The following is a 23,129-nucleotide window of genomic DNA, read 5'->3' on the forward strand; positions in this document are numbered from 1 at the left end:
CACCTTGCGTGGCAACCTTCACTTCAGGCTGTCGACCACGGGCGGTGTGCCTACTGCCGATGCACTCGCAGCAAATGCATCCCCCTGTTTTCCTTGTAGTCCAAGGTTGCGACTGGCGCCTGGCAATGCTGCCTGCAAACCGGTAAAAACATCGTCGAGCAACGTCTGGCGGCGCCTGTACATGGCCCGCTTTTTCGCCGGTATGTCAGCATCTGCACGTTGTGCCGGCGCCAATGGAAGACTGAAAAAGTCCTCGCGGTTCGATGCCGTGGCGCCATGTTCCTGCCAGATGACGTCGTAGTTGGCCGCCAGATCCTGGCCCTTGTCGCGGCCAAAATACGGGTGACGGTGATGCCGACAGGCATCGCTCACGGCATACAGCTGTGTCACACCCAAGGTCCTGGCCAGGCATTTCAACGCTTCCAGCAGCAGGCTACGCGGGCGCAAACCCTCGAAGTCCTTGGTCAGGTCGCGGTAGATGGCCAGCGAGGTTTCGCTGTCGACGCCTTTGTGAATGCCCTGCACCGCACCGATGAACAGGCTCAGCCCGGCCTCGCTACGGCACAGGGTGAAGGCCAGGGAGGCCACGCGCAGGTCGCCCTGGAACAGGTTCAGCACCAGCTCGCCTTCGCGCTTGAACCACATCGGCCGGTCCAGCACCAGGTTGCAGCCCGGTGAATGGCTCGACAGGTCGCATAGCGTCAGGCTTTCATCGCGCCCCAACAGCAACAGCGTGGGGAACTGCCTGGCCACCAGTTCGAAGTGCGCCGCCACCACATCAAGGCGTTGCGGCGCCGCCCAGCACTGGCTGATGTAGGGCCATTGCACGACACCGATGCAGTCCACGCCCAGGCGCTGCAAGCCTGGCTGGCCCAGCGCCGCCGTCATCCGTTGCATGAAGCTGTGCAACTGCGGCCAATGCCTGGCCATCTGCAGGGTCAACTTGTATTTGTTGTTCAATGCCCGCAACGAGTAGCCCGGTTGCAAGGTAAACACGCTTTTCACGAGGGTGCCGAGCATCATGGGTTTCTCTCACTTGTACTCGATCAACGCCGATTTGCCGGCCGCCAGGCGGTGGCGCAGGAATTTCAGCTGGCCGAGCATTTCCGGGAACTTGCCCAACACCAGAAATACCGCCTGCAGCCAGTTCTCACGCGCGGTCTTGCCGCCACGGCGCGCCAGGCGCACGGCCTGCAGCGGGTAGATCAACAGCAGCAACAAGCCCCAGCCACCCAGCAGCAGGCAGGCTAAAACGATCACCAAGGGTATGCCCAAGCCCCACAACCAGGCCCGACGCGACTCGCGCAGCCAATGCCGTTCGGGGGGCTGGCCATGCAGATAGGCGCCCTCGGCATAGGCATGCCCGGCGCGCAGGCTGCGCCGCCACCATTGGCTGAAGCGGGTCATGGCGGCGTCGTGCAAGGTCATTTCGGCAGCCAGGCGCCAGATTTTCCAGCCGTTGGCGCGCAAGCGCACGCACAGTTCCGGCTCTTCCCCGGCGATCAGGTCGGGGCGAAAGCCCCCCACTGCAGCAAAAGCGTCTGCCCGCATCAGCGCGTCGCCGCCACACGCCTTGGCTTCACCGATGGGGGTGTCCCATTCCAGGTCGCACAGCAGGTTGTACACCGAGCGCTGCGGGAAGCGTTCGCGCCGCCGGCCACACACCACCGCCACTGCGGGGTGCCCGGCCAGAAAGGCCTGCGCTGTGGCCAGCCAGCTGGCATCCACTTCGCAGTCACCATCGACGAACTGCACCCACTGCAGCGCTGGCAACAGCCGCTGCAAGGCGGCGAAGCCTTCGTTGCGGGCGCGGGCCGCGGTGAACGGCATGCCCATGTCCAGCGCCAGCACTTCCACGCCCAAGGCTGCGGCCAGTTGCTGCGAACCGTCCGTGGAGCCCGAGTCGACATACACGACCTTGTCGGCCCCCTGCGCCAACGAACGCAGGCAGCGCTCAAGGCGCTGGCCCTCGTTGCGGCCGATCACTACCACGCCTGTCTGCGTCGCCATAAGCCTCACTCGACCGGCGCCGGGGCAACCGGTTGCCGGGCCTTGATGATCGCCGGCACCCCTACCGCCAGTGAATTATCCGGTACATCCACCAGCACCACGGCATTGGCGCCAATGATCACGTTGTTGCCGATGCGAATGCTGCCCAATATCTTGGCCCCGGTGCCGATATCGACGTTGTTGCCGAACACCGGCGCAATCGGTTCGTCGACATTCTTCAGGCCCACTACCACGCCGTTACGAATGCGGCAGTCATCACCAAAGCGGGCGTAGCCGCTGACCACAATGCCGCCAAAATGGTCGATGACAAAGTTGCGCCCGACCACTGCCTCGCATGGCAATTCCACGCCGGTAATGATCTGCACGAACTTGAACAGCACCTTGTAGATGAACGAACACAGCTTGCGCAGCAACGCCGGGCGCAGACCATAGCGCCAACGGCCAAAGCGGTATACCAGCAACACCCAGAAGCCCTGGGCGCCCCAATCGCCCCCGTGGGCCCGCAGGTCGGCACGAATATTCTCGAACATGGCTCCACCTACCTTGTCGGTTGGCTGGCGTACCGGGTCTTGAACAGCAGCGACCAGGTTGCCCGGCAATGACGCCAGCAGGCGTGTATTGCGCCCCAGCCGCGTCGCTTCAACAGTGCCTTGAGTGCCAGCACCAGGTCGCCCAGGGTGACCAGCAGCATGTGCAGGGCAAGCCCTGCCCGCCCGTGGTGCTTACGGAAATACAGCAACTCGCTTTCGATCTGGTAGGACGAGATCTGCCGGCTGGCCGCCTCCAGTTCGGCCACCGACTTGGAGCTTTCGCCGCCAATGTGCACCACCGTGGTGTGCGGGTAGAACACCACCTTCCAGCCCGCCGCCTTCACCCGTTTGCAGTGGTCGACTTCCTCGTAATAAAGGAAGTAGCGCGGGTCGAACAGGCCCACCTGGTCGAGTACTTCGCGGCGTACCAGGTAGAAGCAGCCGGGCAGCCAGTCGCATTCGCGCACCGAAGCGTGGTCCCAGTTCATTTCATCGACCATCTTCACACCTGGGAAAAAGCGCCCCAGGCCAGTACGCCCGACAAACACGTTGAGCGGCGTGGGGAAGTAACGGCAACTGGGTTGCAAGTCACCGTCACGGCCCTCTAGGCGAACGCCCAGTACCCCGCAATCCGGGTGGGCGTCCATGTAGTCGACGGTTTTTTGCAGGGAGTCTGCGGCCACGAAGGCGTCGGTATTGAGCAATAAGGCGTACTTGCCTTTCAGGTGCGCCAGCAACTGGTTGTTGGCCCGGCCAAAACCGACGTTCTGCCGGTTGCTCAGCAGCAAGGCTTCCGGGCAAACCTGGGCCATGCGCTGCACCGAATCGTCGGCCGACGCATTGTCCACCACCAGGTAGCTGGCCAGGCGTTCACTGTCAGCCCGGCGCAAGGCATCGAACATCGGCTGCAACAAGCCCGCGGTGTTGAAGTTGACCACCATCACATCCACGGGTTTAGCCATTGTTGCTGTCCCCGAAGAAATACTGTCGCCGTTGCGCCATCAGCATCGGCTCCACCTCCGGGTCATAGGCGCCGTTGCGCTGCTTGACGATGTCGATCCACGGATAGGCCTCGCAGCGGGCCTCCACCCGTTGGATCAACTGCTCGGTGGTGCAGATGAATGTTGCCGGGTTGCCGCCATACACGGTGCCAGGCGGCACATCCTTGGTCACCACCGCGCCGGCAGCCACGATCGATTCCGGGCCGATGGTGACCCGGGGCATGACGATCGCGCCATGGCCGATGAAGCAGTTGTCCTTGATGTCGATGAAACCGACCGAGTCGAGGTGCTTGCCGTAGCGGTGCTCGATCAGCAGTACCACACCGTCATGGCCGATCAGCGTGCAGTCGGACAGCCCCACACTATTGCCGATGCGCACCAGCGACGGGTCGGTGATGTTGCAGCCCTGGTTGACGTAGAAGTTGCTGCCCACCGAGTGGAAGCCTCCCCAGCGGGCCAGGTAGGCGCCCCACTCCAAGCCGGACGGGTTGCACAATTTCTTGTACAGCGAGCTGGCCTTTCCGGTTGCGTGCACGTAATGCGTCACTGCCCTGCGTATCCATCCCTTCATACTGCCTGGCCTCACGTTCAAAACGATCTGGACTGACCCTGAGCTGTATGCGGTCTCGTTCTTCTAGGTGCTGACCGCAGCACGCTCAACCCGTAAACAACTTGCATTACGCCGCAGCGCCGTTGGCTGCTCTCATCTTGCTATCAAGGTGGTCGGCCAGCCGCACGGCAAACTGCAACAGCGGCATGGTCGGGTTGGAGGCACCGCCCTTGGCGAAAATACTGCTGCCGGCGACATACAGGTTTTCGGTGCCGAAAACCTTGCAATCGCCATCGACAACGCCAAACTCCGGCGAGGCGGCCATGCGCGTGGTGCCCATATGGTGGGCGTGTGGTGCCATTTTCAGCGGTACGCTGGTGTCGTAGACAAACTCGTTGAGCTTGACGAAGCCCAGGTCCATGTCGGCGAACTGCTTGGCCAGCTCGCTGCCGATGCACTTGATGGTGTGCCGGTCATCGGCGCTTAGCGCCCAGTTGACATTGACCTTGGCCACGCCCAGCGCATCCTTCTCGTCCAGCAGCGAAATACGGCTGTGCAGATTGGGGAACTGCTCGATCATGGTGCTGATCACGCCGTCACCGGGGCAACTGAACTTGGCGACGAATTCAATCTTGTGGGCAAAGCCCATGTCGCACGCCATGTTCTCCAGAAAATACTTGACCTCGGCCGTGCGGCCGTAGGTTTGCACATCGGCCAGCAAGGCGGCGGTGACATTGCCTTTACCCGCCTTGTACTCGTTGATGAACGCATCGGTGGTGTAGTACTGGCGCGGCACCGGGTCCAGCCCGGATTTGAGGATGAAGGTGCCCAGGTCGATGTTCAGGTGTTCCATGAAACACCCGCCAACCAGCCCCTCCCTGCTCACCACCCCTGCCGCTACCAGGCTCTGGCTATTGAGCAGTTGCCGGGCATTCTCAATGGCGCCCGTGGCCAGGATGAAGTTTCGTGCCACCAGGCGCTGACGATTGCGCTGGTAGTCGGACAACACCACGGCAACCAGGTGGCCACTGGCCTTGTCGTACTCCAGGTCGACACAATTGCAGTTGATGAATACATCCAGGCCTTTGGTCTGTTCCAGCGCCGTAGCATATTTTTGCGCAAAGCGCGTCGGCGTGCTGAGCAGAAAGCGGTCGGCTTCGAAGTCGCCACCATCCAGCCCAGCGTTCATCGCCCGAAAATCCGAACCCGGCGGCAGGTCGACGATGTCCATGGCCGCCGGCAGGTAGCCCTCGATTTCCGAATAGGGAATCGGCCAGCCAGGCAAGTCGCCTGGCGGGGCCATGGCAAAGTCGGAGGGCGTAAAGGGGCGGCAGCGGCCTGCCCAGTGATTGGAAGTGCCGCCCAGGTAGCGCAGGCGGGTTTCCTCGGCGTACAGCTCCAGGCCTGTGGATGCGCAGGCGTACAAGCCTTGCGAATGCGCCGCATACTCGCGCCCACCGCCTTCGGCGAGCAGCACGTTCCAGCCAGCAGCCGCCAGGCGCAGGCCCAGGGTAATACCCGCCGGGCCAGCACCGATGATGCAGAAGTCGTAGTTGTCACGCAGCGCCTGATGCTGCTCGTAGTCCTGGATCATGCGGGTTCGTTCCGCAAGTAACGCGCAGGCAACACCCAGCCGTTGATCATCACGAACCCGGTTTCTGCGGCAGGCGTGCCGGCGATGGCGGCCGAGGCGCCAAACATTGCGCCGCCCACGCCGAGCAAGACACAACGCTGGAGAAAGCCTCTACGACCCAACTGCGCAGTACAAAAAGTGAGCTTCCCCATGTTCCCGTGACCTGTACCCTTGATAGTTACACCCAGCGCGTTGCCTTAGAACCAGTTGAAAAAGGCCGTCAGCAGCGCCCCGCACAGTGCCCCGACCAGCAGCATCGGCAGCACCACCAGCTCACGTTTGAGGCTGAACATACCCAGCTTGCTGTTCACATACACCACCAGCACCAGGGTGGGCACGGCGTGCAGGGCAACTCCCCAGATCGCCCACTCCACACCTCCTATCGCCAGCAGCAACGGCAACAGCCCCCAGAGCGAGACCAGGCGGATGATATTGTCCATGGCCTGGTATTTGGTCATGCCCAGCGCAATCCACACCTGATGTGCCAAGGTATAGCGCAATACCAGGAATGACAGTGAAAGAATTGCTAGCATCGGGCCAGCTTCCTGATAGCGATCGTCGTACATCCAGCCGATCAGCAGCGGGCTGGCGGTCAGGAAGCCGCCACAGATGAATAGCACCAGCAGGTCCACCAGCAGGCGAAAGCGGTGATACAGCGCTTTCAGGCGCTCCTTGTCACCGGCCCGGGCCGCCTCGCTGAAAGCCGGCAGCGCCACGGCACCGACAATTTTCGTCAGCGCAGTCTGTACGGCGCCGAGGATCAATACGGCAATCGAATACACCCCCAGCTGCGCCGCCGACATACTGGCGCCAAACCAGATGCGGTCACCGTACATGGCCAGTACGCCGACCATCGACGACAGCAGGATCCAGCGGCCGAACACGATCAACTCGGTCAGCGCCGTGCGGTCCCAACGCAGGTGGTTGTCAGGCCCTTCCAGCGCGGTGTGCCCCAGCACCGTCCAGGTTACCGCCGAAACCAGCCCGGATACGACCAGCGACCAGATCGAATGGGTCATCAAGCCCAGCACCAGCATTACCACCAGGCCGGCGGCCTGTGACGCCAGGTCGACCAGCACCACGCGCTTCTGTTGGAAAGTGCGCACGGCCACATCTATCTTGGTGGACTGGAAGCCCCAGATGAGCGCCGACAGCCCGGTCACCGCCAGCACCATCGGCAGTACCGGTGCGGCATAAGTGGAGTCCGCCGGCCACAGCTCTTCGTACTGGGCCACCCAGGCCGCCAGGGCCAGCAGCAGGGTCAGGGCGAACAGCAGAAAGCCACGGATGATCTGCACGGTCCAGGCCGTATTGAGAAAGTCCGGGTCGTCACCGCGGTGGCTCTGGATGATGTTCTGGCGCAAGCCGACATCGGACAACAGGTGCAGGAGGACCGAAACAGTGGTAGCGATGACCATCACCCCGAACATTTCCGGCAGCAGCAAACGGGCCATGATCAGATTGCCGCCAAGGCGCATCACCTGCGACGCCACCTGCGAAACCAGGTTCCATGACCCGGCTCTCAGGGCCCGCTTGCGCAGGCTCGCGGCGGCTGACACATCAATCGACGGCATGAATTCAATCTCTGACTGATTAGCTAAAAGTCACTATAGTTTCAATTAGCCACGATGCTAGCCGTTGCCCACCGAAGGAAAGGTGTACATAGCCGATGCCTGAACATTTTCGTGCGTTGATCGTCATCCTGTTTTTGGCGAGTGTGGTGTTTCTGCTGGCGCGGCGACCTGCCACCGACCTTATTCCGCTTGGCGACTACAAACGCCGGCGCAATTTGTGGTTCCTGCTTACCGTGCTGGCCTTCGTCTCGCACAGCTTCTGGCTGTACCTGGGCGCAGGGGCGGTGATTCTGTTGCTGGCCGGGCGCCGCGAGCACAACCCGATGGCGCTGTTCTACATGCTGCTGTTCCTTATCCCGCCAGCAACGGTGCAAGTGCCCGGCTTTGGCGTGGTCAATTACCTGGTCGACCTCAACCATATCCGCCTGCTGACCCTGTGCGTGCTGCTCCCGGCCGCGCTGGAACTGCGCAGGCAAGGCGATACCCTGCGCTTTGGCCGCACCTGGGCCGACCGCTTGCTGGCTGCCGGCCTGGTGCTGATGAGCGTGCTGTACCTGCGCGAGACCACCCTCACCGATACCTTGCGCCAGGCGCTGTACCTGTATGTCGATGTGTTCCTGCCGTATTACGTGGCCAGCCGCGGCTTGCGCCAGGTCAGCGACTTCAAGGACGCCATGCTGGCGTTCGTGCTCGCCTGCTTCGTCATGGCGCTGATCGCCGTGGCCGAGTATGTGCGCCACTGGCTGCTGTACAGCGCCCTGGTCGACGCCATGGGCGTGCAGTGGAGCATGTCCGGCTACCTGAGCCGTGGCGGCGCGCTGCGTGCCAGTGTCACCACCGGCCAGGCAATTGCCCTGGGCTACGTGATGAGCGTGGCCATCGGCCTGTTCCTGTTTGTGCAGGGTTACGTGCAGCGCCCGCTGCACAAGGCCATGGGCGCTCTGCTGCTGGCGGCCGGGCTGTTTGCCCCGTTGTCTCGTGGGCCGTGGATCGGTGCGCTGGTCATCGTGGTGGTGTTCATTGCCCTGGGCAAAGGCGCGGTAAAGCGCCTGGCGCTGCTGGGCGCTGCCGGCATGCTGGCACTGCCCTTGCTGACCGTGGTGCCGGGCGGCGACAAGGTGCTGGACCTGCTGCCCTACATCGGCAATATCGAAAAAGAGAACATTACCTATCGCGAGCGGCTGATGGACAACTCGTGGATTGTTATCCAGCGCAACCCGCTGTTTGGTTCGTTCGACTTCCGCAACACCCCGGAAATGCAGTCGATGATCCAGGGGGAAGGCATCATCGACATCGTCAACACCTACATCAACCTGGCACTGCGCGTCGGCCTGGTCGGGCTTGGCCTGTTCGTGGCGTTCTTTGCCGTGGTGCTGCAGGGTATCCGCAAGGCCATGCGCAGCATTACCGACAAGGACGACGAGCGACGACAACTGGGCCGCGTGTTGCTGGCCACGCTGATCGGCATCCTGGTCATCATTTTCACCGTCAGCAGCATCACCTTCATCCCGGTGGTGTATTGGTCAATCGCCGGGCTGGGCGTGGCCTATATCCAGATGGTGCGCCGGCTGCATGACAGCCAGGCCACGGAACTGGCCGAACCCGACCTTCAACCTAGGTAATGTCAATGAATGTGCTCGCCCTGCGTCAGTTCGTGCGTCTTTCGGCCATTACCGGCCTGGCTTTGTTGCCCTTGAGCGGTTGGGCTTCAGACTGGCAGGTCAGTGTCGATGAGCACAATGGCCTGCCCACCGTGACACACGGCGGCGGGCCAGTCATGAAAGCCAAATTCGATTTCTGGGCTGCCAACTGGAGCTGGACCGGCTTCTACACCGATTTCAAGGTCAATGGCCCCTACCAGTACACGCTGCGAGGCAAGAACAAAGAGCTGGACTTCGACCTGGCCGCCGATATCCGCAAGGAGCAGCCGCAAACCCTGAGCTGGGCGTTCGACCTTGACGCCCACAGCCGTCAGGCCGGGGTGATGGGGGGCGGCATGGTTTTCCAGTTCGACCCTGCGCAAATCGCCGGGGCCATGGGCGCCCCGCAGTTGCTGCCCGACAACCGCGGCTGGGCGTGGGGCAACGCCGACGAGGGCCGGCGCATCGAAATGCGCTTCGACCCGCCATTGGCCAAGGTCTATTTCGAACGTGGCAACGCGTCCGAGCTGCGGGCGTTCCTCTATAAAGACCCGATCAACGCCGGCAAGCAACAGCTCAAGGCGGTGCTCAACGTGACCGGCGACATCGACCTGGGGCAAACCCCTACCGAGCGCTTCGGCCTGGCCGACCCCACCGGGTGGCCTGATGACCAGCTGGACTGGCGCACGTCACCGGTGGACCTGTCGTTTCTCAATGCGCCAGAAAAGCCAGCCGGCAAGCGCGGCTTCGTCAAGGCGGTCGGTGACCAGCTGATGTTCGCCGACAACACCGCGGTACGTTTCTGGGGCACCAACCTGTCTGCCTATTCACTGTTCAAAAGCCCCGACGAAGAAATCCGCCAGCAGGCCAAACGCCTGTCGGCGCTGGGCTTCAACCTGGTGCGCCTGCACCACCACGACTCGCCCTGGGTAAGCCCCAACGTGTTTGGCGACGGCACGCTGGTGCGCGATACCCAACAGCTCAGCGCCGAATCGCTGCGCAAGCTGGACCTATGGATCAAGGCACTCAAGGACGAAGGCATCTACATCTGGCTGGACATGCACGTGCAGCGCGCACTGACCGTCAACGACAACATCGACGACTTCAAAGAACTGGCCAAGGGCGAACAACGCATCGACCTGAAAGGCTACGCCTACGTCAACAGCAGCATCCAGAAGGCCATGCAGCGCTTTGCCGAGCAATACCTGACCCATGTGAACGAATACACCGGCCTGGCCTACAAGGACGACCCCGCCATTGCCGCCGTACTGATCACCAACGAGAATGACCTGACCCAGCACTACGGTAACGCCCTGATGCCGAACAAGGACGTGCCACGCCACAGCGAACGCTACATGGCAGCCGCCAAGGCCTTTGCCAAACACTATGACCTGCCCGCCGACCTCACGTGGCGCGCCTGGGAGCACGGGCCATCCAAGCTGTTCCTCAACGAACTGGAACAGCGCTTCAATGCCGACATGATCGCCCACCTGCGCAGCGTGGGCGTTAAAGTACCGATCGCCACCACCAGCACCTGGGGCGGCAATGGGTTGAGCGCGCTGCCGGCGCTGAGTGTGGGTGATGTCATCGACGCTCACAGCTATGGCGACATCGGCCAGCTGGAAAAGAACCCACTGACCAGTGACGGCATGATCGACTGGATAGGCGCTGCCCAGGTGGTTGGCAAACCGCTGACGGTTACCGAGTGGAACGCCGAACCCTTCCCTTTGCCCGACCGCCACTCACTGCCGCTGTACGTAGCCGGCACCGCCAGCCACCAGGGCTGGGACGCCCTGATGCAATACGCCTACAGCCAGCAGGGGTTCAACCCAGGTTGGCGCACGGCAGACAACTGGCACGCCTATAACGACCCGGCGATGCTCGCCACCCTGCCCGCTGCCGCCCTGCTCTACCGACGCGCCGACGTAAAACCGGCAACCACCGACTACGTGTTCGCACCGACACCGGCCACCCTGTACAACCAGGAGATCACCCCACGCAACTCCGCACTGTTGCGCACGGCCATGGAAAAGGGTCGCCTGCAGATTGCCCTGCCACAAACACCGGAGCTGCCGTGGCTGAAACCGGCAGCCATCCCGGCAAACGCGCAGGTATTGCACGACCCCGGGCAATCGCTGCTGCCCGCCGATGCGAGCGAGGCAGTGACCGACACCGGCGAGCTGAGGCGCAACTGGCAACAGGGTATCTACACCATCGACACCCCGCTGACCCAGGCCGCCACCGGCTGGCTGGGTGGCCGCTCGATCAGCCTGGGGGCTATCCAGGTGCAGGCGAAAACGCCTTACGCCAGCGTCGTGGTGCAAAGCCTGGACAACCAGCCATTGGGGCAGTCGCGCGAACTGCTGCTCTCAGTGGGCACCCGTGCCGTACCCAAGGCCGATGACAAGACACCGTTCAATGTCGAACCTCTTGAAGGCAGCCTGACCATCAAGGCGCCTGCCGGCCTGAAACTGTTTGCCCGCGATGCACAGGCGCAGCTCAAGGCCCTGCCGGCAGTCTACAAAGATGGGCATTACACAATCAGCTTCGACCGCAGTTACATGTCGAACTGGCTGTTCTTGAAATAGGGCATATGGCCATCTACGCTCAGTTCACCTGTAGCTGATCATCCCACCTGCACGTATCAGGGAGCGTTCACTGCGTCTGTAAACAGCAGATTCCACGAGGTGGGGATGAAATTTCTGGTTGTGGGTGGCGCGGGCTATATAGGCTCGCACATGGTCAAGCACCTGCTCGCTGGTGGCCATGAAGTGGTGGTGGCCGACCTGGTCTGGCCTGGCCCTGGCATCCAGTGGGCCAAGCTCGACATTGCCGACGAAGCCGCACTGGATGTGCTGTTTGGGGTTTGCCGCTTCGATGCGGTGTTCCACTTCGCCTCGTTCATCCAGGTGGGTGAGTCGGTCAGCGCACCCGGCAAGTACTACCAGAACAACGTCGCCGCCACCCTTGCCCTGCTGCAGGCCATGGTCAATGCCGGTATCAGGCACCTGGTGTTTTCATCCAGTGCCGCGGTGTATGGCAACCCGCAGTATGTACCCATCGATGAAGCCCATGCCAAAGGGCCGATCAACCCTTACGGGTTGAGCAAGTGGATGGTCGAGCAGATCCTCGAAGACTTTGACCGGGCATATGGCCTGAAGTCGGTGAGCCTGCGCTACTTCAATGCGGCGGGTGCCGACCCGCAAGGCCAGTTGGGCGAGTGTCATGAGCCGGAAACCCACCTGATCCCGCTGATCTTGCAGGCCGCTTCAGGCCGGCGTGATGCCGTGACTGTATTTGGCCGCGACTACGACACCCCGGACGGCACCTGCATACGCGACTACGTACATGTGTCGGACCTGGCGACAGCCCATGCGCTGGCGGTGGATTATCTGATCGCGGGGGGCGAGAGCACCGCGTTCAACCTGGGCAATGGCCTGGGCTTCTCGGTGCAGCAGGTGATCGACACGGCCCGGGCAGTGACCGGGCGGCAAATCAACACCCTGGACGCAGACCGCCGCGCTGGCGACCCACCACGGCTGGTGGCGGATGCGGGCAAGGCGATGCAGGTGCTGGGCTGGCAGCCTGACTTTGCTTCGCTGGAGCAGATCGTGCGGCATGCCTGGCAGTGGGAGTTGCAGTATCCCTGGGCCAGGCGTCAGATTTGAGAATTTGGGGGCGCTCTGCGCCCCTGTGGGAGCGGCTTTAGCCGCGAAGAATCCAACGCGGTGCATGGCACCGGCTGCGCCGATGTTCGCGGCTGAAGCCGCTCCCACAGGGGGCGCGAGATCTGCCTAGTAATAAGTCCGCGGCTGCTCGTCAGCCTTGTTCAGCACCGTGCCGATCAGGTTCACCGTTGCCAGGTGATGCAGGCAATCCTCGATTTCCTTCTTGTTGTTCATGCCATTGGCCACCACCAGCAATACACAATCGAACTTGGGTATCACGGTGATCGCATCGTCCGAGCTGAGCAGCGGCGGCAGGTCGAAAATGCAGATGCGCGACTCGTAACGGTTGCGCAAGTCGCTGATCAGGTTGTTCACCTTGGGCGAAGACAACATTTCCGTCGACAGCGGCACCGGCGCCCGTGTCGGCAACACCACGAAACGCGGCAAGGTCGGGTTAACCAGGCAATCCTGCAGCTCGGCCTTGTCGGCGAGGAACTCGTTCAGCGCCTGCTCCATGGGCAGGCCCAGGGTGCTGCCGACCTTGGGCCGGCGCAGGTCGAAGTCCACCAGCAATGCGGTCTTGGTGGTGTGGTGGGCAATACTCATGGCCAGGTTGACTGCCAACACCGTCTTGCCGGCTTCGGGTGTGGGCGATGTGATCCCCAGGGTACGCCAGCCATTTTCTTCCATTAACCTCAGCACCTGCGTGCGCAGCAGGTCGATGGGCCCGTTCATGTTCGAGTTCTTGTTGTAGGCCACGATACGGTGGCGCTCCAGGTGGTCGGCGCGCAGCGGTACCACCTTGGTATTGACGTAGTCGAACTGCCCCGGCACTTCCGCCAACGCCGTACCGGGTGCGGGAGACAATGCCTGTGGGGTACCCGGGGTCACTTGGTGAATACTGTTGCCAGCCGCCGCATTGGTCCTGTCCATTACTGCTTTCCCTATGCAAACCGAGATATGACCTTGAACAACAGCACATCCAGTGGCATGTAGAACACGTGCACCAGCACTATCATGATAGCCGCCAGTGCCAGCGCTGCCAGGATCAAGCGGTTACGCCAGCGCTTGCGCCTGGCTACATCGGCCCGGGTGTCTATATAGGGCAATGCCACCAGCACCCGTTTGCCCAGCAGGCTTTCCAGGGCGCCAACGCCACGCACACGCTGGTTGAGCATTTCCAGCAGCATCACCAGCGCACCGCCACCGGCCGGTGCAAGCACCAGGCCCAGCGCGGCAATTTTCTTGCGGTTGGGCTTGATCGGCTTTTCTGCCAGCAGCGGTGGCTCCAGCAGCACAAAACGTTCGGCCTTGTTTTCCTGCTCCAGGCTTTCGGTAATTTTCGCGCCCATTTCCTTGGCGCGGATTTCTTCATACTTTTTGCGCGCGTTATCGTGGTCACGCATCAAAGTCACCAGGCCACGCTCCACCTGGGGCGCTTCGAGGATTTCGGCCTCGTAACCTTCCATCTTCTTGGTCAGCTCGCGCTTCTGCTCGGCCAGCGACGTGATGCGTTCCTGGGCGGCGCTCATCTTGGCCCGCACACGGGCCACGTCGAGGCTGACCGAGGAAGCAGTGGCCGTGCGACCACCAGTGGCCTCCAGGGCCTGGATCTTGCGTTTGACTGCGACCACATCCGGGTGGGCTTCCTTGTAACGGGTCAGCAACCGGGCGTATTCGGCCTTCAGGCTGGGCAGGTCCTGGACTTGGTCGGCACTGGCTGGTCGGGAGCCTTCGGTCGCCTTGGTCGCCAGGCCGGCATTGGCCGCGGACAGTTCCAGCTCCAGGTAGCGCAGCTCTTCCTGGGCGGCCTTGTAGTCGCGGTCGACCTCGCGGAACTCCAGTTCCGAGCGCGACAGCATGTTCATGCGCAGGGTCTGGTGCTCGGGCAAGGCATTGGCATGGGCCTGCTTGAAATCGGCCAGCTGGTTTTCCAGGCTGGCCAGCTCGGCGCCCAGTTTGTTGGCTTCCTGGGTGAGGAATTCAGTGGTTTCGTTGGCCCGCTCAGTACGCTGCTTGAGGTTTTCGTTGAGGAACAGCGTCACCAGTTCGTCGGCGACTTCCTTGGCCACTTGCGCCTGCTTGTGCTCGAACGACACATTGAACGCCACGGTAGCTTCGCCACGGCCACGCACAAAGGTGGTAAGGGTTTCGACCACGATGGCGTTGCGCATTTGGTCGATCTTGTCGCTTTCGCTAAGGCGCTTGTCCGCGAACAGGTCGTACTTGCCGATGATGCGCAGCAGGTTTTCGCGGGTCATGACGCGCTGGCGGATCACCTCGATACGCTCATCGGCAAAGCTGGTGTTGTTGGTCGACACCAGCTCGGGGGAAATCTGCTGCGACTCCACCAGGATGGTGCCGGTCGACTGGTAGATCGGCGGCACCATCAATGCGACCGCCACGGTCGCGGCAAGAATGACTGCGGCACTCACCCCCAACACCAGGGCCCTGTCCTTGATTATGGCGATGTAATCTCTGAGGGATAGCTCGTAGTCAGACTTCATGGGGCCACCTGGCTGAAGTTCAGATGTCGGGGTACCTGTACGTCAATGTCAAACCCACAATCGTTGCGGTTGCATCAGGTACATGGTCCTGCTGGCGTTCCTTGTACATCAGCGACAAGCGCAAGTCCCAGTATGGCGAAAACTCGCGGCTGGCCCATACACTGTAAGTCTGCAGCGTGTTGGGTGACTGCCCCTTGCTGTCTTGCCAGGCGGCGTCGGCACCCACCCGCGTCAGCTCGGTAACCGCGTAGCTCCACACACCCCGCACCTGGTCCAGTTCGGCAAAGCCACCTTCGGCGCTGGCCACCGTGCTACGTTCCGCGGTAAAGCTGGCATCGGCACGGGTACCGGTGTACAGCAATGCCACCCCGCCCTCCCCGCGCCGGCCGCCTTCGTCGCCAGACACTTTGTTGACGCCAATGTGCGCATCTGCGCTCAAACCTTCGGCGAGCTGGTACTTGATGCCGACTGCCGGGCTATAGCTGTTGGAGGCGACCGCGGTCTGGTCCTGCTCGGGCTCATAGCGCCGGGCACCGAAGCGGGTATACAGGTCAGCCCGCTCGCTCCAGTTGTAGGTCCAGGTAAATACGTTGGCCAGTTCCTCATAACCCGTCAGCGAACTGATGTCATAACGGGCCCGGTTGTACGTGGTCTCGTTACTCAAGGTACTGCGTGCGCTAACCGCCTGGCTCCAGTTGCCGGTCAGGGTGTAGAGCTTTTGCGTACCGTCGGTGGTGATCACACCGGTATCCAGCACCGTTCCCGACAACGTCGAACTTTCGTTGTAGCGCGCCACCAGGCCGAAGCGCCCCCGTTCGGTGGTGCGCTGCCAGCCCAGGCTGATATCGGGGTCTTCACGGTCATCGACCACGTCGGTGTCGGATGAGCGCAACACATTCACGCCCAGCCCCAACCTCAGTTCGTCACGGTCGAAGGTGCCGATCAAGGTGTAATCGGGCGCGATGATCGTGCGCGTTATGCCCTTCTCCCCCGATGTCAGCAACAACGGGTTGCTGTCGTACTCGACAGAGGTCGGCACCACCACCGTTGACTGCCAGTTTGCCGCCAGGACCGGGGCCGTACACGGCAAGACCAAGATTGCCGTTGCAATGCTAGTTGTTCTAAGAAGAGGCATTAAATGTTCTTATTAAAGGCAAGATCAAGGAACGACCAGCGTGTCGCCAGCCTGAAGTTGGATGTTGGTGGACATATCGCGCCCAGACACCAGGTCTTTATATCGCACGGGCAGGATCTTTTGGGAAGCGCCTGCGCCGCGGACTACCTTGATTTCGCTTTCGTCGGCAAACTTGTCCAGGCCACCCGACATGCTCAGGGCCTGCAATACAGCGGTGGGCCCGGCCATTTGCACCGGCCCGGGCTTGATCACTTTGCCTTGGACATAGACCATGTTGCCGGCGATGCTCTTGACGACAACGCTGACGTTCGGGTCGGGAAGGAATTTTTCCAGTTTGGCGGCCACTTGCTTTTCGACTGCCGTTACATCCAGCCCGGCGACATTGATGCGCCCGGCCAGGGGGAAGGTGATGCTGCCATCCGGAAGAACGGTGGCTTCTTGACGCAGGCTGTCTTCCTGCCACACCGAAACCATCACCACATCGCCGGGGCTGAGCAGGTAGGCGGCGTTGTTCTGGTCGGCGTTGCCGGCAGTGGACCACACTGTCAGCATGCAGAAGGTGGCAAACATTGAACGCAGCATGAGGGTCCCTCCGGCCAAATGGCCCGACAAAGAGCACTGAATGAGAACAACGCACCAACTCTCGCTCCGCTTCGCGACGTACCATTGTCGCGATGGCCTCGACCTCCTGGAGGCCCTTACCTTGACACTGTGCAGCCTGGGCTGCGGTGCCCGTGAACATTGACTTTCACAGGCTAATGGCAATATAGCAACGGTTGGGAAATTGACAAGCCAATGGCGCCCGGCGCTATGCCGAAACGCCAGCGCTGTCTTCAGATCTTTCTTCTATTGGCCACGGCCACGAAGCCGACTACTGCAAAGGCAAAGAACCAGCCGGCCGTTGAACCAGGAATGATACTGTTCTGATTTATATACGAATCAGCCGCGCGTGCCGCCCCACTTAGCAGCACCAACAGGAACATCGATTTGATGATCAGAGCCGTGCGCATACGCCCCCTCCTTAGAATAGGAAAATCAAATAGTTATTGGTGTGGTGGTGCGGGAATTGTGTCGCTGTTGAATTGAGCTTATGGGCACAATGACACTACGTCAATGATCCGACACCATAATAAAATTCAATGGGTGATGGGGCGATTCGTCAAAATATCGGCATGCAGAATATGCACAGTAGGAGGATGCTGTTGGCTGTAGCGTTTCACTGCTGAGAAAGCCTGGAGCCGCCTTACGGCTCCGGGCGATTCATTCGTCGCCGTGGTGCACCACGACCAGCAATTGTGCAGGCCGCTCCCCTACCGAGCGCAGCCGGTGCGGGGTCTGTGCATTGAAATGCAGGGCATCGCCTTGCTCCAGCAGCACCCGCTCGTTCATGAAATCCACTTCCACCTTGCCGGCATGCACGAACAGGAACTCTTCCCCTTGGTGCTCCTTGAAAGTGGGGTCGCTGAACTCGGACGGTGGCTGGATCAGGAACGGCAACAGGCTGCGCTGGCCGACCTGGCTGGTCAAGGCAGCGTAGCCCGGGCCCTGCCCGTCCCCGACCAGGGCCTGACGCTCGCCATGGCGCACCAGGCTATAGCGGCTCTGGCCGGCCTGCTCTTCGGCAAACAGTTCTTCGACATTGACGTTCAAGGCCCGCGCCAGTTTCAGTGCGGCGGCAATCGAGGGCGTGTTGAGGCCGCGTTCGACCTTGGACAGGTAACTTTTGGTCATGCCGGTCTTTTCGGCCAGCATTTCCAGGGTCATCCCCAGTTTCTTACGCAGCAGTTTCAATCGGATAGACATGTGACGCGGGTTTCCCAGGCGAAGGCAGCCTGGCCATGATACGTGGACTGCCGAGGAAATGCTGGGGCTGCTGCGCAGCCCCCGCTTTTACGGCATCACCGGTGGCACGTACTGCAACGTGGTACCCAACGCCCACAGCAACACCAGCACCAATGGCACATGCACCAGCAACTGCACGAACGAGAAGCCGATCAGGTCGCGCGCCTTGAGCCCCAGCACGCCCAGCAGCGGCAGCATGTAGAACGGGTTGATCAGGTTCGGCAAGGCTTCGGCAGCGTTGTAGATCTGCACTGCCCAGCCCAGGTGGTACTGCAGGTCGTTGGCCACCAGCATTACGTAGGGCGCCTCGATGATCCACTTGCCACCGCCCGACGGGATGAAGAAGCCGAGCACCGCCGAGTACACGCCCATCAGCAAGGCATAGGTGTCATGGGTGGCGATCTGGGTGAAGAACAGCGAAATATGATGCGCCAGGGTCTGCTCGTCGACGCCCTTCACCTGGGTGAGGATGGCCGCGATCGAACCGTACAGCGGGAACTGGATCAGTACACCCGTGGTGGTCGGTACCGCACGTGCCACCGCGTCAAGGAAGCTGCGCGGGCGCCAGTGCAGCAAGGCACCGAGCATAATGAACAGCAGGTTATAGGTGTTCAGGCCGGAGATCGCGGTAATCGCCGGTTTGGTGGCGAACTCCTGGTACAGCCAGCCGGCAGCCAGGGCCACCAGCAGCAGGATCAGGATCGGGCTGTGTTCCAGCCACTCACCCGGGCGGGTGCGCTGCGGCGCTGGCGGTGCGGTGAAGCTGGGGTCGATACCGCAGTCTTCAGCGCTGCGCGCGCTGTTCGGGCCTGGGGCCGTGGCGTAGGCAATCACCAGCGAAACAATCACCAGCGCCGCCAGCATCACGCCAGACTGCCAGAGGAAGATGGTTTCGGTGAACGGGATGACTCCGGTGATCGACAGGATCGACGGCGGCAAGCTGGCCGGGTTGGCCTGCAACTGCGCCGCAGACGAAGACAGGCCCAATGCCCAGACGGCACCCAGGCCCAGGTAGGCGGCTGCACCGGCAGCGCGGTAATCCATCTTCAGATCGGTACGCCGCGCCAAAGCACGCACCAGCAAGCCACCGAACACCAGCGACAGGCCCCAGTTGAGCAGCGACGCCAGCATCGAGATCAGCGCCACCCAGCACACGGCCGAACGGCCATTGGCCGGGATACGCGCCAGGCGGTCGATCAGCCGAGCCGCGGGCGGCGAGCTGGCAACTACATAGCCACCAATGACCACAAAGGCCATCTGCATGGTGAACGGGATCAGGCTCCAGAAGCCATCGCCAAAGGCCTTGGCGGTGTCGGTCGGCTTGGCGCCCATGGCCAGTGCGCCGATGCACACCAGCAGCACCGCCAGTGCGGCGAATACCCAGGAGTCGGGGAACCAGCGTTCGGCCCAGTTGGAGCAGCGCAAGGCAAAGCGCGCGGAACGGCTGTCTTGGATTTCAGCGGCCACAGTGGCATTCCTTTTATTGGTTTTATCGGACAATTCGGCACAAACGCAAAACCCCTGTAGGAGCGGGTTTACCCGCGAATGCGCCGGTGGATGTACCGACGCATTCGCGGGTGAACCCGCTCCTACAGGGGTTGCGATAGCCTGTTAGAAAGTCATTTCCTTCACATCATCCGGCACGATCAACTTACCGGCGGTTTTCTCGATGATTTCCTCAACGCTCACACCCGGCGCGGTCTCGCGCAGGATGAAGGCGCCGTTTTCGATTTCCAGGTAGGCCAGGTCGGTCAGTACCTTGCGGATGCAGCCGGCACCGGTCAGCGGCAGACTGCACTGTGCCAGCAGCTTGGATTCACCGTCTTTGGACGCGTGGGTCATGGTGACGATGATATTGTCGGCGCCAGCCACCAGGTCCATGGCACCGCCCATGCCCTTGACCAGCTTGCCCGGGATCATCCACGAGGCGATGTTGCCCTGGACGTCCACCTCGAACGCGCCGAGCACGGTCAGGTCGACGTGGCCGCCACGGATCATGGCGAACGACTGCGCCGAATCGAAGATCGAGGCGCCGCGGCGGGCGGTGACGGTTTGCTTGCCGGCGTTGATCATGTCGGCATCAAGGGTGCTTTCGGTGGGGAATTCGCCCATGCCGAGCAGGCCGTTTTCCGATTGCAGCATGACATCCATGTCGGCGGGTACGTAGTTGGCCACCAGGGTCGGAATACCGATGCCCAGGTTGACGTAGTAGCCGTCCTTCAGTTCACGGGCGACGCGTTGCGCCATCTGTTCGCGGGTCAGTGCCATGGTCAGGATCTCTTTGTTGTTCTGGTGGATGGCGCTCAGGCCTTGACGGTGCGCTTTTCGATACGCTTTTCAAAAGTGCCGACGATAACGCGGTCCACATAGATGCCCGGGGTGTGGATTTCGCTGGGCAGCAGCACGCCAGGCTCGACGATCTCCTCCACTTCAACCACGGTGATCTTGCCGGCAGTGGCCGCCAGCGGGTTGAAGTTTTGCGCGGTGTTGCGGTACACCACGTTGCCGTAGTGGTCGGCCTTCCAGCCCTTGACGATGGCAAAGTCACCGGTAATGGATTCTTCGAGGATGTACTTGCGGCCCTTGAACTCGCGCACTTCCTTGCCGTCGGCAACCGGGGTGCCGTAACCGGTGGCGGTGAAGAAGGCCGGGATGCCGGCACCCCCTGCGCGCATTTTTTCGGCGAGGGTGCCTTGCGGGGTCAGTTCCACCTCAAGCTCGCCACTGAGCAGTTGGCGTTCGAACTCGGCGTTTTCACCCACGTAGGAGGCGATCATCTTGCGGATCTGCCGGTCTTCCAGCAGTACGCCCAGGCCGAAGCCGTCGACGCCGCAGTTGTTGGAGACCACAGTCAGGCCCTTGACGCCACGGCGCTTGATTTCACTGATGAGGTTTTCCGGGATGCCGCACAGGCCGAAACCACCGGCCAGTACCGTCATGTTGTCGGTCAGGCCTTCAAGGGCCTGTTCATAGGTTGCAACGCGCTTGTCCAGTCCGGCCATGCTGATCCGCCTTTTGTAGTTGTTGAACCGACGAGGCTGTCGGTGAGCGTGTGTAGACATCTTCACCGCAAGCGACTGATTTGTTAATTTTGTTTTCATCATCAATTGATAACTTTTACAAAACAAACGATAGGCCCGACATGAACGTCAAGCAACTGCGCGCCTTTGTCGCCGTGGCCAAGTACCAGAGCTTCGCCCAGGCGGGCGAGCACCTGCATGTTTCTCAACCGGCCCTGAGCCTGACCATCAAGGCGCTGGAAGAAAACCTTGGCGGTGCCCTGCTCAGCCGCACCACCCGCAGCGTCAGCCTGACCGCCGAGGGCGAAGTGCTGCTGCCACTGGCGCGGCGCCTGCTGGCCGACTGGGATGACACCGAAGAAATGCTGCGCCAGCGCTTTACCCTGCAACTGGGGCGGGTTTCGGTGGCGGCCATGCCGGCGTTTGCCGGTAACCTGCTGCCGCATTCGCTGAAGGTGTTTCGCCAACGCTACCCCAAGGTCAACGTCACCGTGCATGATGTGATCAACGAACAGGTACAGGAACTGGTGCGCCATCGCCGCGTCGAACTGGGCATCGGCTTTGAGCCGGACAACATCGACGGCCTGGATTTTCGCCCGCTGTACATGGACCGTTTTGTCGCGGTGGTACCTGCCGATTCGCCCTTGGCGCTGCTGCCCCAGGTCAGTTGGGCGCAACTGATGGCCGAAGATTTCGTCGCCTTGCAACGCCCCTCGGCGGTGCGCCTGCTGATGGAGCAGAATGTGGCCGCCCACCACGGCAAGCTGACCGTGGCGTTCGAGAGCCACCAGTTGGCAACCATTGGCCGCATGGTCGCCAGCGGCCTGGGGGTCAGTGCCGTACCCGCGCTGTGCATCAACCAGATGCAGGAACTGGGTGCCCGCTGCGTGCCTTTGGTCGAGCCCTCGGTCGAGCGACGCATCGGCGTAATTGCCCTCAGCGAACATAAGCTTTCCACTGCAGCGCAAGCGCTGCTTGAGGTTCTGCTTTCCAACACCCGGATCCCGGAGGTGACATGCGTTACATGAAACTGGCAGGTTCGAGCGTTCCGGCCATCGGCCAGGGCACTTGGTACATGGGCGAAGACCCTGGCCGCAAGGCTGCGGAGGTGGCGGCCCTGCAACAGGGTATCGAGCTGGGCATGAGCCTGATCGACACCGCCGAGATGTACGCTGAGGGCGGCGCGGAAGCGGTCGTTGGCCAGGCCATTGCCGGGCGCCGCGACCAGGTGTTCCTGGTCAGCAAGGTCTACCCGCACAACGCCAGCCAGCGCGGCCTGCCGGCGGCTTGCGAACGCAGCCTGGCGCGGCTGGGTACTGATTGCATCGACCTGTACCTGCTGCACTGGCGCGGCCAGCACCCGCTGGAGGAAACCGTCGAGGCGTTCGAGCGCTTGCGCGAGCAAGGTAAAATCAAGCGTTGGGGGGTGTCCAATTTCGACGTCGATGACCTGCGCGAACTGCACAACCCCGACTGTGCCACCAACCAGGTGCTGTACAACCCGGCCCAGCGCGGCATCGAGTTCGACTTGCTGCCGTGGTGCGAACAGCGTGGGTTGCCGACCATGGCCTACTGCCCACTGGCCCAGGCCGGGCGCTTGCTGCAGCACCCGGTGCTGACAGAAATTGCCGAACGCCATGGCGCCACACCGGCCCAGGTCAGCCTGGCCTGGGTAACCCGCAATGACGGGGTCATCGCCATCCCCAAGGCCGTGGCACCTGAGCATGTACGGCTGAATGCGGCAGCCGGCGCGCTGACCTTGACCAGCGAAGACCTGCGCGCGATCGACCGGGCGTTCCCGGCGCCGACGCGCAAGCAGCGGTTGGCGATGGTTTGACCGCTCGCACAAATTGATTTTTTGTGGGATCGGCCTGCATCACCCTGAGGGCAGGCACAGAACCTGTAGGAGCGGCCTTGCCGGGGCGCCGGACCGGTCGGATGGGCTGCGCAGCAGCCCCAGGATTTCCGCACAGATGCACAGATTGTTGGGGCTGCTTTGCAGCCCATCCGACCGGTCCG

General features: G+C 61.8%; 21 protein-coding genes. 5 read left to right on the forward strand and 16 right to left on the reverse strand.

Annotated features, from left to right (window positions below):
• Positions 1 to 18: 18 nt before the first annotated feature.
• From ACIP02_RS18530 to ACIP02_RS18560, 7 genes are all read right to left on the reverse strand, one after another.
• The gene (locus tag ACIP02_RS18530) at positions 19 to 1,023 is read right to left on the reverse strand and encodes a VirK/YbjX family protein (protein ID WP_400618928.1); all 1,005 of its coding nucleotides are present in this window, start codon (positions 1,021 to 1,023) and stop codon (positions 19 to 21) included.
• A gap of 9 nt (positions 1,024 to 1,032) precedes the next feature.
• Positions 1,033 to 2,010: a glycosyltransferase family 2 protein gene (locus ACIP02_RS18535; protein WP_400618931.1), complete on the reverse strand. Its 978-nt coding sequence runs from the start codon at positions 2,008 to 2,010 to the stop codon at positions 1,033 to 1,035.
• A 5-nt stretch (positions 2,011 to 2,015) separates the two neighbouring features.
• Entirely contained in the window at positions 2,016 to 2,540 is a 525-nt protein-coding gene (locus ACIP02_RS18540) for a serine O-acetyltransferase (protein WP_400618934.1), read from the reverse strand.
• 8 nt (positions 2,541 to 2,548) lie between these two features.
• A complete protein-coding gene (locus ACIP02_RS18545; RefSeq protein ID WP_400618936.1) occupies positions 2,549 to 3,502 on the reverse strand; it encodes a glycosyltransferase family 2 protein in 954 nt (317 codons plus the stop codon).
• Entirely contained in the window at positions 3,495 to 4,112 is a 618-nt protein-coding gene (locus ACIP02_RS18550) for an acyltransferase (protein WP_400618939.1), read from the reverse strand. The genes ACIP02_RS18545 and ACIP02_RS18550 overlap by 8 nt, the downstream gene beginning before the upstream one ends.
• A gap of 106 nt (positions 4,113 to 4,218) precedes the next feature.
• On the reverse strand, positions 4,219 to 5,685 hold the full coding sequence (locus tag ACIP02_RS18555; RefSeq protein WP_400618942.1) for an FAD-dependent oxidoreductase: 1,467 nt from the start codon (positions 5,683 to 5,685) through the stop codon (positions 4,219 to 4,221).
• 236 nt (positions 5,686 to 5,921) lie between these two features.
• Positions 5,922 to 7,298, reverse strand: a complete 1,377-nt coding sequence (locus tag ACIP02_RS18560) for an oligosaccharide flippase family protein (protein WP_400618945.1) — start codon at positions 7,296 to 7,298, stop codon at positions 5,922 to 5,924.
• A 95-nt stretch (positions 7,299 to 7,393) separates the two neighbouring features.
• Between ACIP02_RS18560 and ACIP02_RS18565 the strand changes: the two genes are divergently transcribed.
• The 3 genes from ACIP02_RS18565 (at position 7,394) to galE (ending at position 12,606) form a co-directional block, all read left to right on the forward strand.
• Positions 7,394 to 8,920, forward strand: coding sequence for an O-antigen ligase family protein (locus ACIP02_RS18565; RefSeq protein WP_400618948.1), 1,527 nt, complete (start codon positions 7,394 to 7,396; stop codon positions 8,918 to 8,920).
• A 5-nt stretch (positions 8,921 to 8,925) separates the two neighbouring features.
• A complete protein-coding gene (locus ACIP02_RS18570; protein WP_400618951.1) occupies positions 8,926 to 11,526 on the forward strand; it encodes a cellulase family glycosylhydrolase in 2,601 nt (866 codons plus the stop codon).
• A 105-nt stretch (positions 11,527 to 11,631) separates the two neighbouring features.
• Positions 11,632 to 12,606 (forward strand): UDP-glucose 4-epimerase GalE, encoded by a 975-nt coding sequence (galE, locus tag ACIP02_RS18575; RefSeq protein WP_400618954.1) that lies wholly within the window; start codon positions 11,632 to 11,634, stop codon positions 12,604 to 12,606.
• 126 nt (positions 12,607 to 12,732) lie between these two features.
• On the opposite strand, the gene ACIP02_RS18580 is transcribed toward galE, so the two are convergent.
• The 9 genes from ACIP02_RS18580 to ACIP02_RS18620 all read right to left on the reverse strand — a co-directional run bounded on the left by ACIP02_RS18580 (position 12,733) and on the right by ACIP02_RS18620 (position 21,092).
• On the reverse strand, positions 12,733 to 13,539 hold the full coding sequence (locus tag ACIP02_RS18580) for a CpsD/CapB family tyrosine-protein kinase (protein WP_400618957.1): 807 nt from the start codon (positions 13,537 to 13,539) through the stop codon (positions 12,733 to 12,735).
• Between the two features lie 11 nt (positions 13,540 to 13,550).
• Positions 13,551 to 15,113, reverse strand: coding sequence for a GumC family protein (locus ACIP02_RS18585; protein WP_400618960.1), 1,563 nt, complete (start codon positions 15,111 to 15,113; stop codon positions 13,551 to 13,553).
• A 19-nt stretch (positions 15,114 to 15,132) separates the two neighbouring features.
• Positions 15,133 to 16,248 carry a hypothetical protein gene (locus ACIP02_RS18590; RefSeq protein ID WP_400618963.1) on the reverse strand — a complete coding sequence of 372 codons (1,116 nt, stop codon included), beginning with the start codon at positions 16,246 to 16,248 and terminating at the stop codon, positions 15,133 to 15,135.
• Between the two features lie 24 nt (positions 16,249 to 16,272).
• The gene (locus ACIP02_RS18595) at positions 16,273 to 16,830 is read right to left on the reverse strand and encodes a polysaccharide biosynthesis/export family protein (protein ID WP_400618966.1); all 558 of its coding nucleotides are present in this window, start codon (positions 16,828 to 16,830) and stop codon (positions 16,273 to 16,275) included.
• 251 nt (positions 16,831 to 17,081) lie between these two features.
• Complete coding sequence (gene eppA, locus ACIP02_RS18600; protein WP_400618969.1) at positions 17,082 to 17,258, reverse strand: EPS-associated small membrane protein EppA; 177 nt, start codon at positions 17,256 to 17,258, stop codon at positions 17,082 to 17,084.
• A gap of 250 nt (positions 17,259 to 17,508) precedes the next feature.
• Entirely contained in the window at positions 17,509 to 18,051 is a 543-nt protein-coding gene (locus tag ACIP02_RS18605; RefSeq protein ID WP_400618971.1) for a helix-turn-helix domain-containing protein, read from the reverse strand.
• A gap of 87 nt (positions 18,052 to 18,138) precedes the next feature.
• On the reverse strand, positions 18,139 to 19,557 hold the full coding sequence (locus tag ACIP02_RS18610; RefSeq protein ID WP_400618973.1) for a short-chain fatty acid transporter: 1,419 nt from the start codon (positions 19,555 to 19,557) through the stop codon (positions 18,139 to 18,141).
• Positions 19,558 to 19,701: 144 nt separating this feature from the next.
• Entirely contained in the window at positions 19,702 to 20,358 is a 657-nt protein-coding gene (locus ACIP02_RS18615) for a CoA transferase subunit B (RefSeq protein ID WP_400618976.1), read from the reverse strand.
• Between the two features lie 35 nt (positions 20,359 to 20,393).
• A complete protein-coding gene (locus tag ACIP02_RS18620) occupies positions 20,394 to 21,092 on the reverse strand; it encodes a CoA transferase subunit A (RefSeq protein ID WP_400618978.1) in 699 nt (232 codons plus the stop codon).
• A 140-nt stretch (positions 21,093 to 21,232) separates the two neighbouring features.
• On the opposite strand from ACIP02_RS18620, the gene ACIP02_RS18625 reads away from it, so the two are divergent.
• Together ACIP02_RS18625 and ACIP02_RS18630 are read left to right on the forward strand one after the other, a co-directional pair.
• Positions 21,233 to 22,138, forward strand: coding sequence for a LysR family transcriptional regulator (locus ACIP02_RS18625; RefSeq protein ID WP_400618981.1), 906 nt, complete (start codon positions 21,233 to 21,235; stop codon positions 22,136 to 22,138).
• Positions 22,126 to 22,947: an aldo/keto reductase gene (locus tag ACIP02_RS18630; RefSeq protein ID WP_400618983.1), complete on the forward strand. Its 822-nt coding sequence runs from the start codon at positions 22,126 to 22,128 to the stop codon at positions 22,945 to 22,947. Before ACIP02_RS18625 ends, ACIP02_RS18630 begins: the two co-directional genes overlap by 13 nt.
• The last annotated feature ends 182 nt before the right edge of the window (positions 22,948 to 23,129 follow it).

It is taken from the genome of Pseudomonas sp. NPDC089408 (genome assembly GCF_044749445.1).
Classification (GTDB): Bacteria; Pseudomonadota; Gammaproteobacteria; order Pseudomonadales; family Pseudomonadaceae; genus Aquipseudomonas.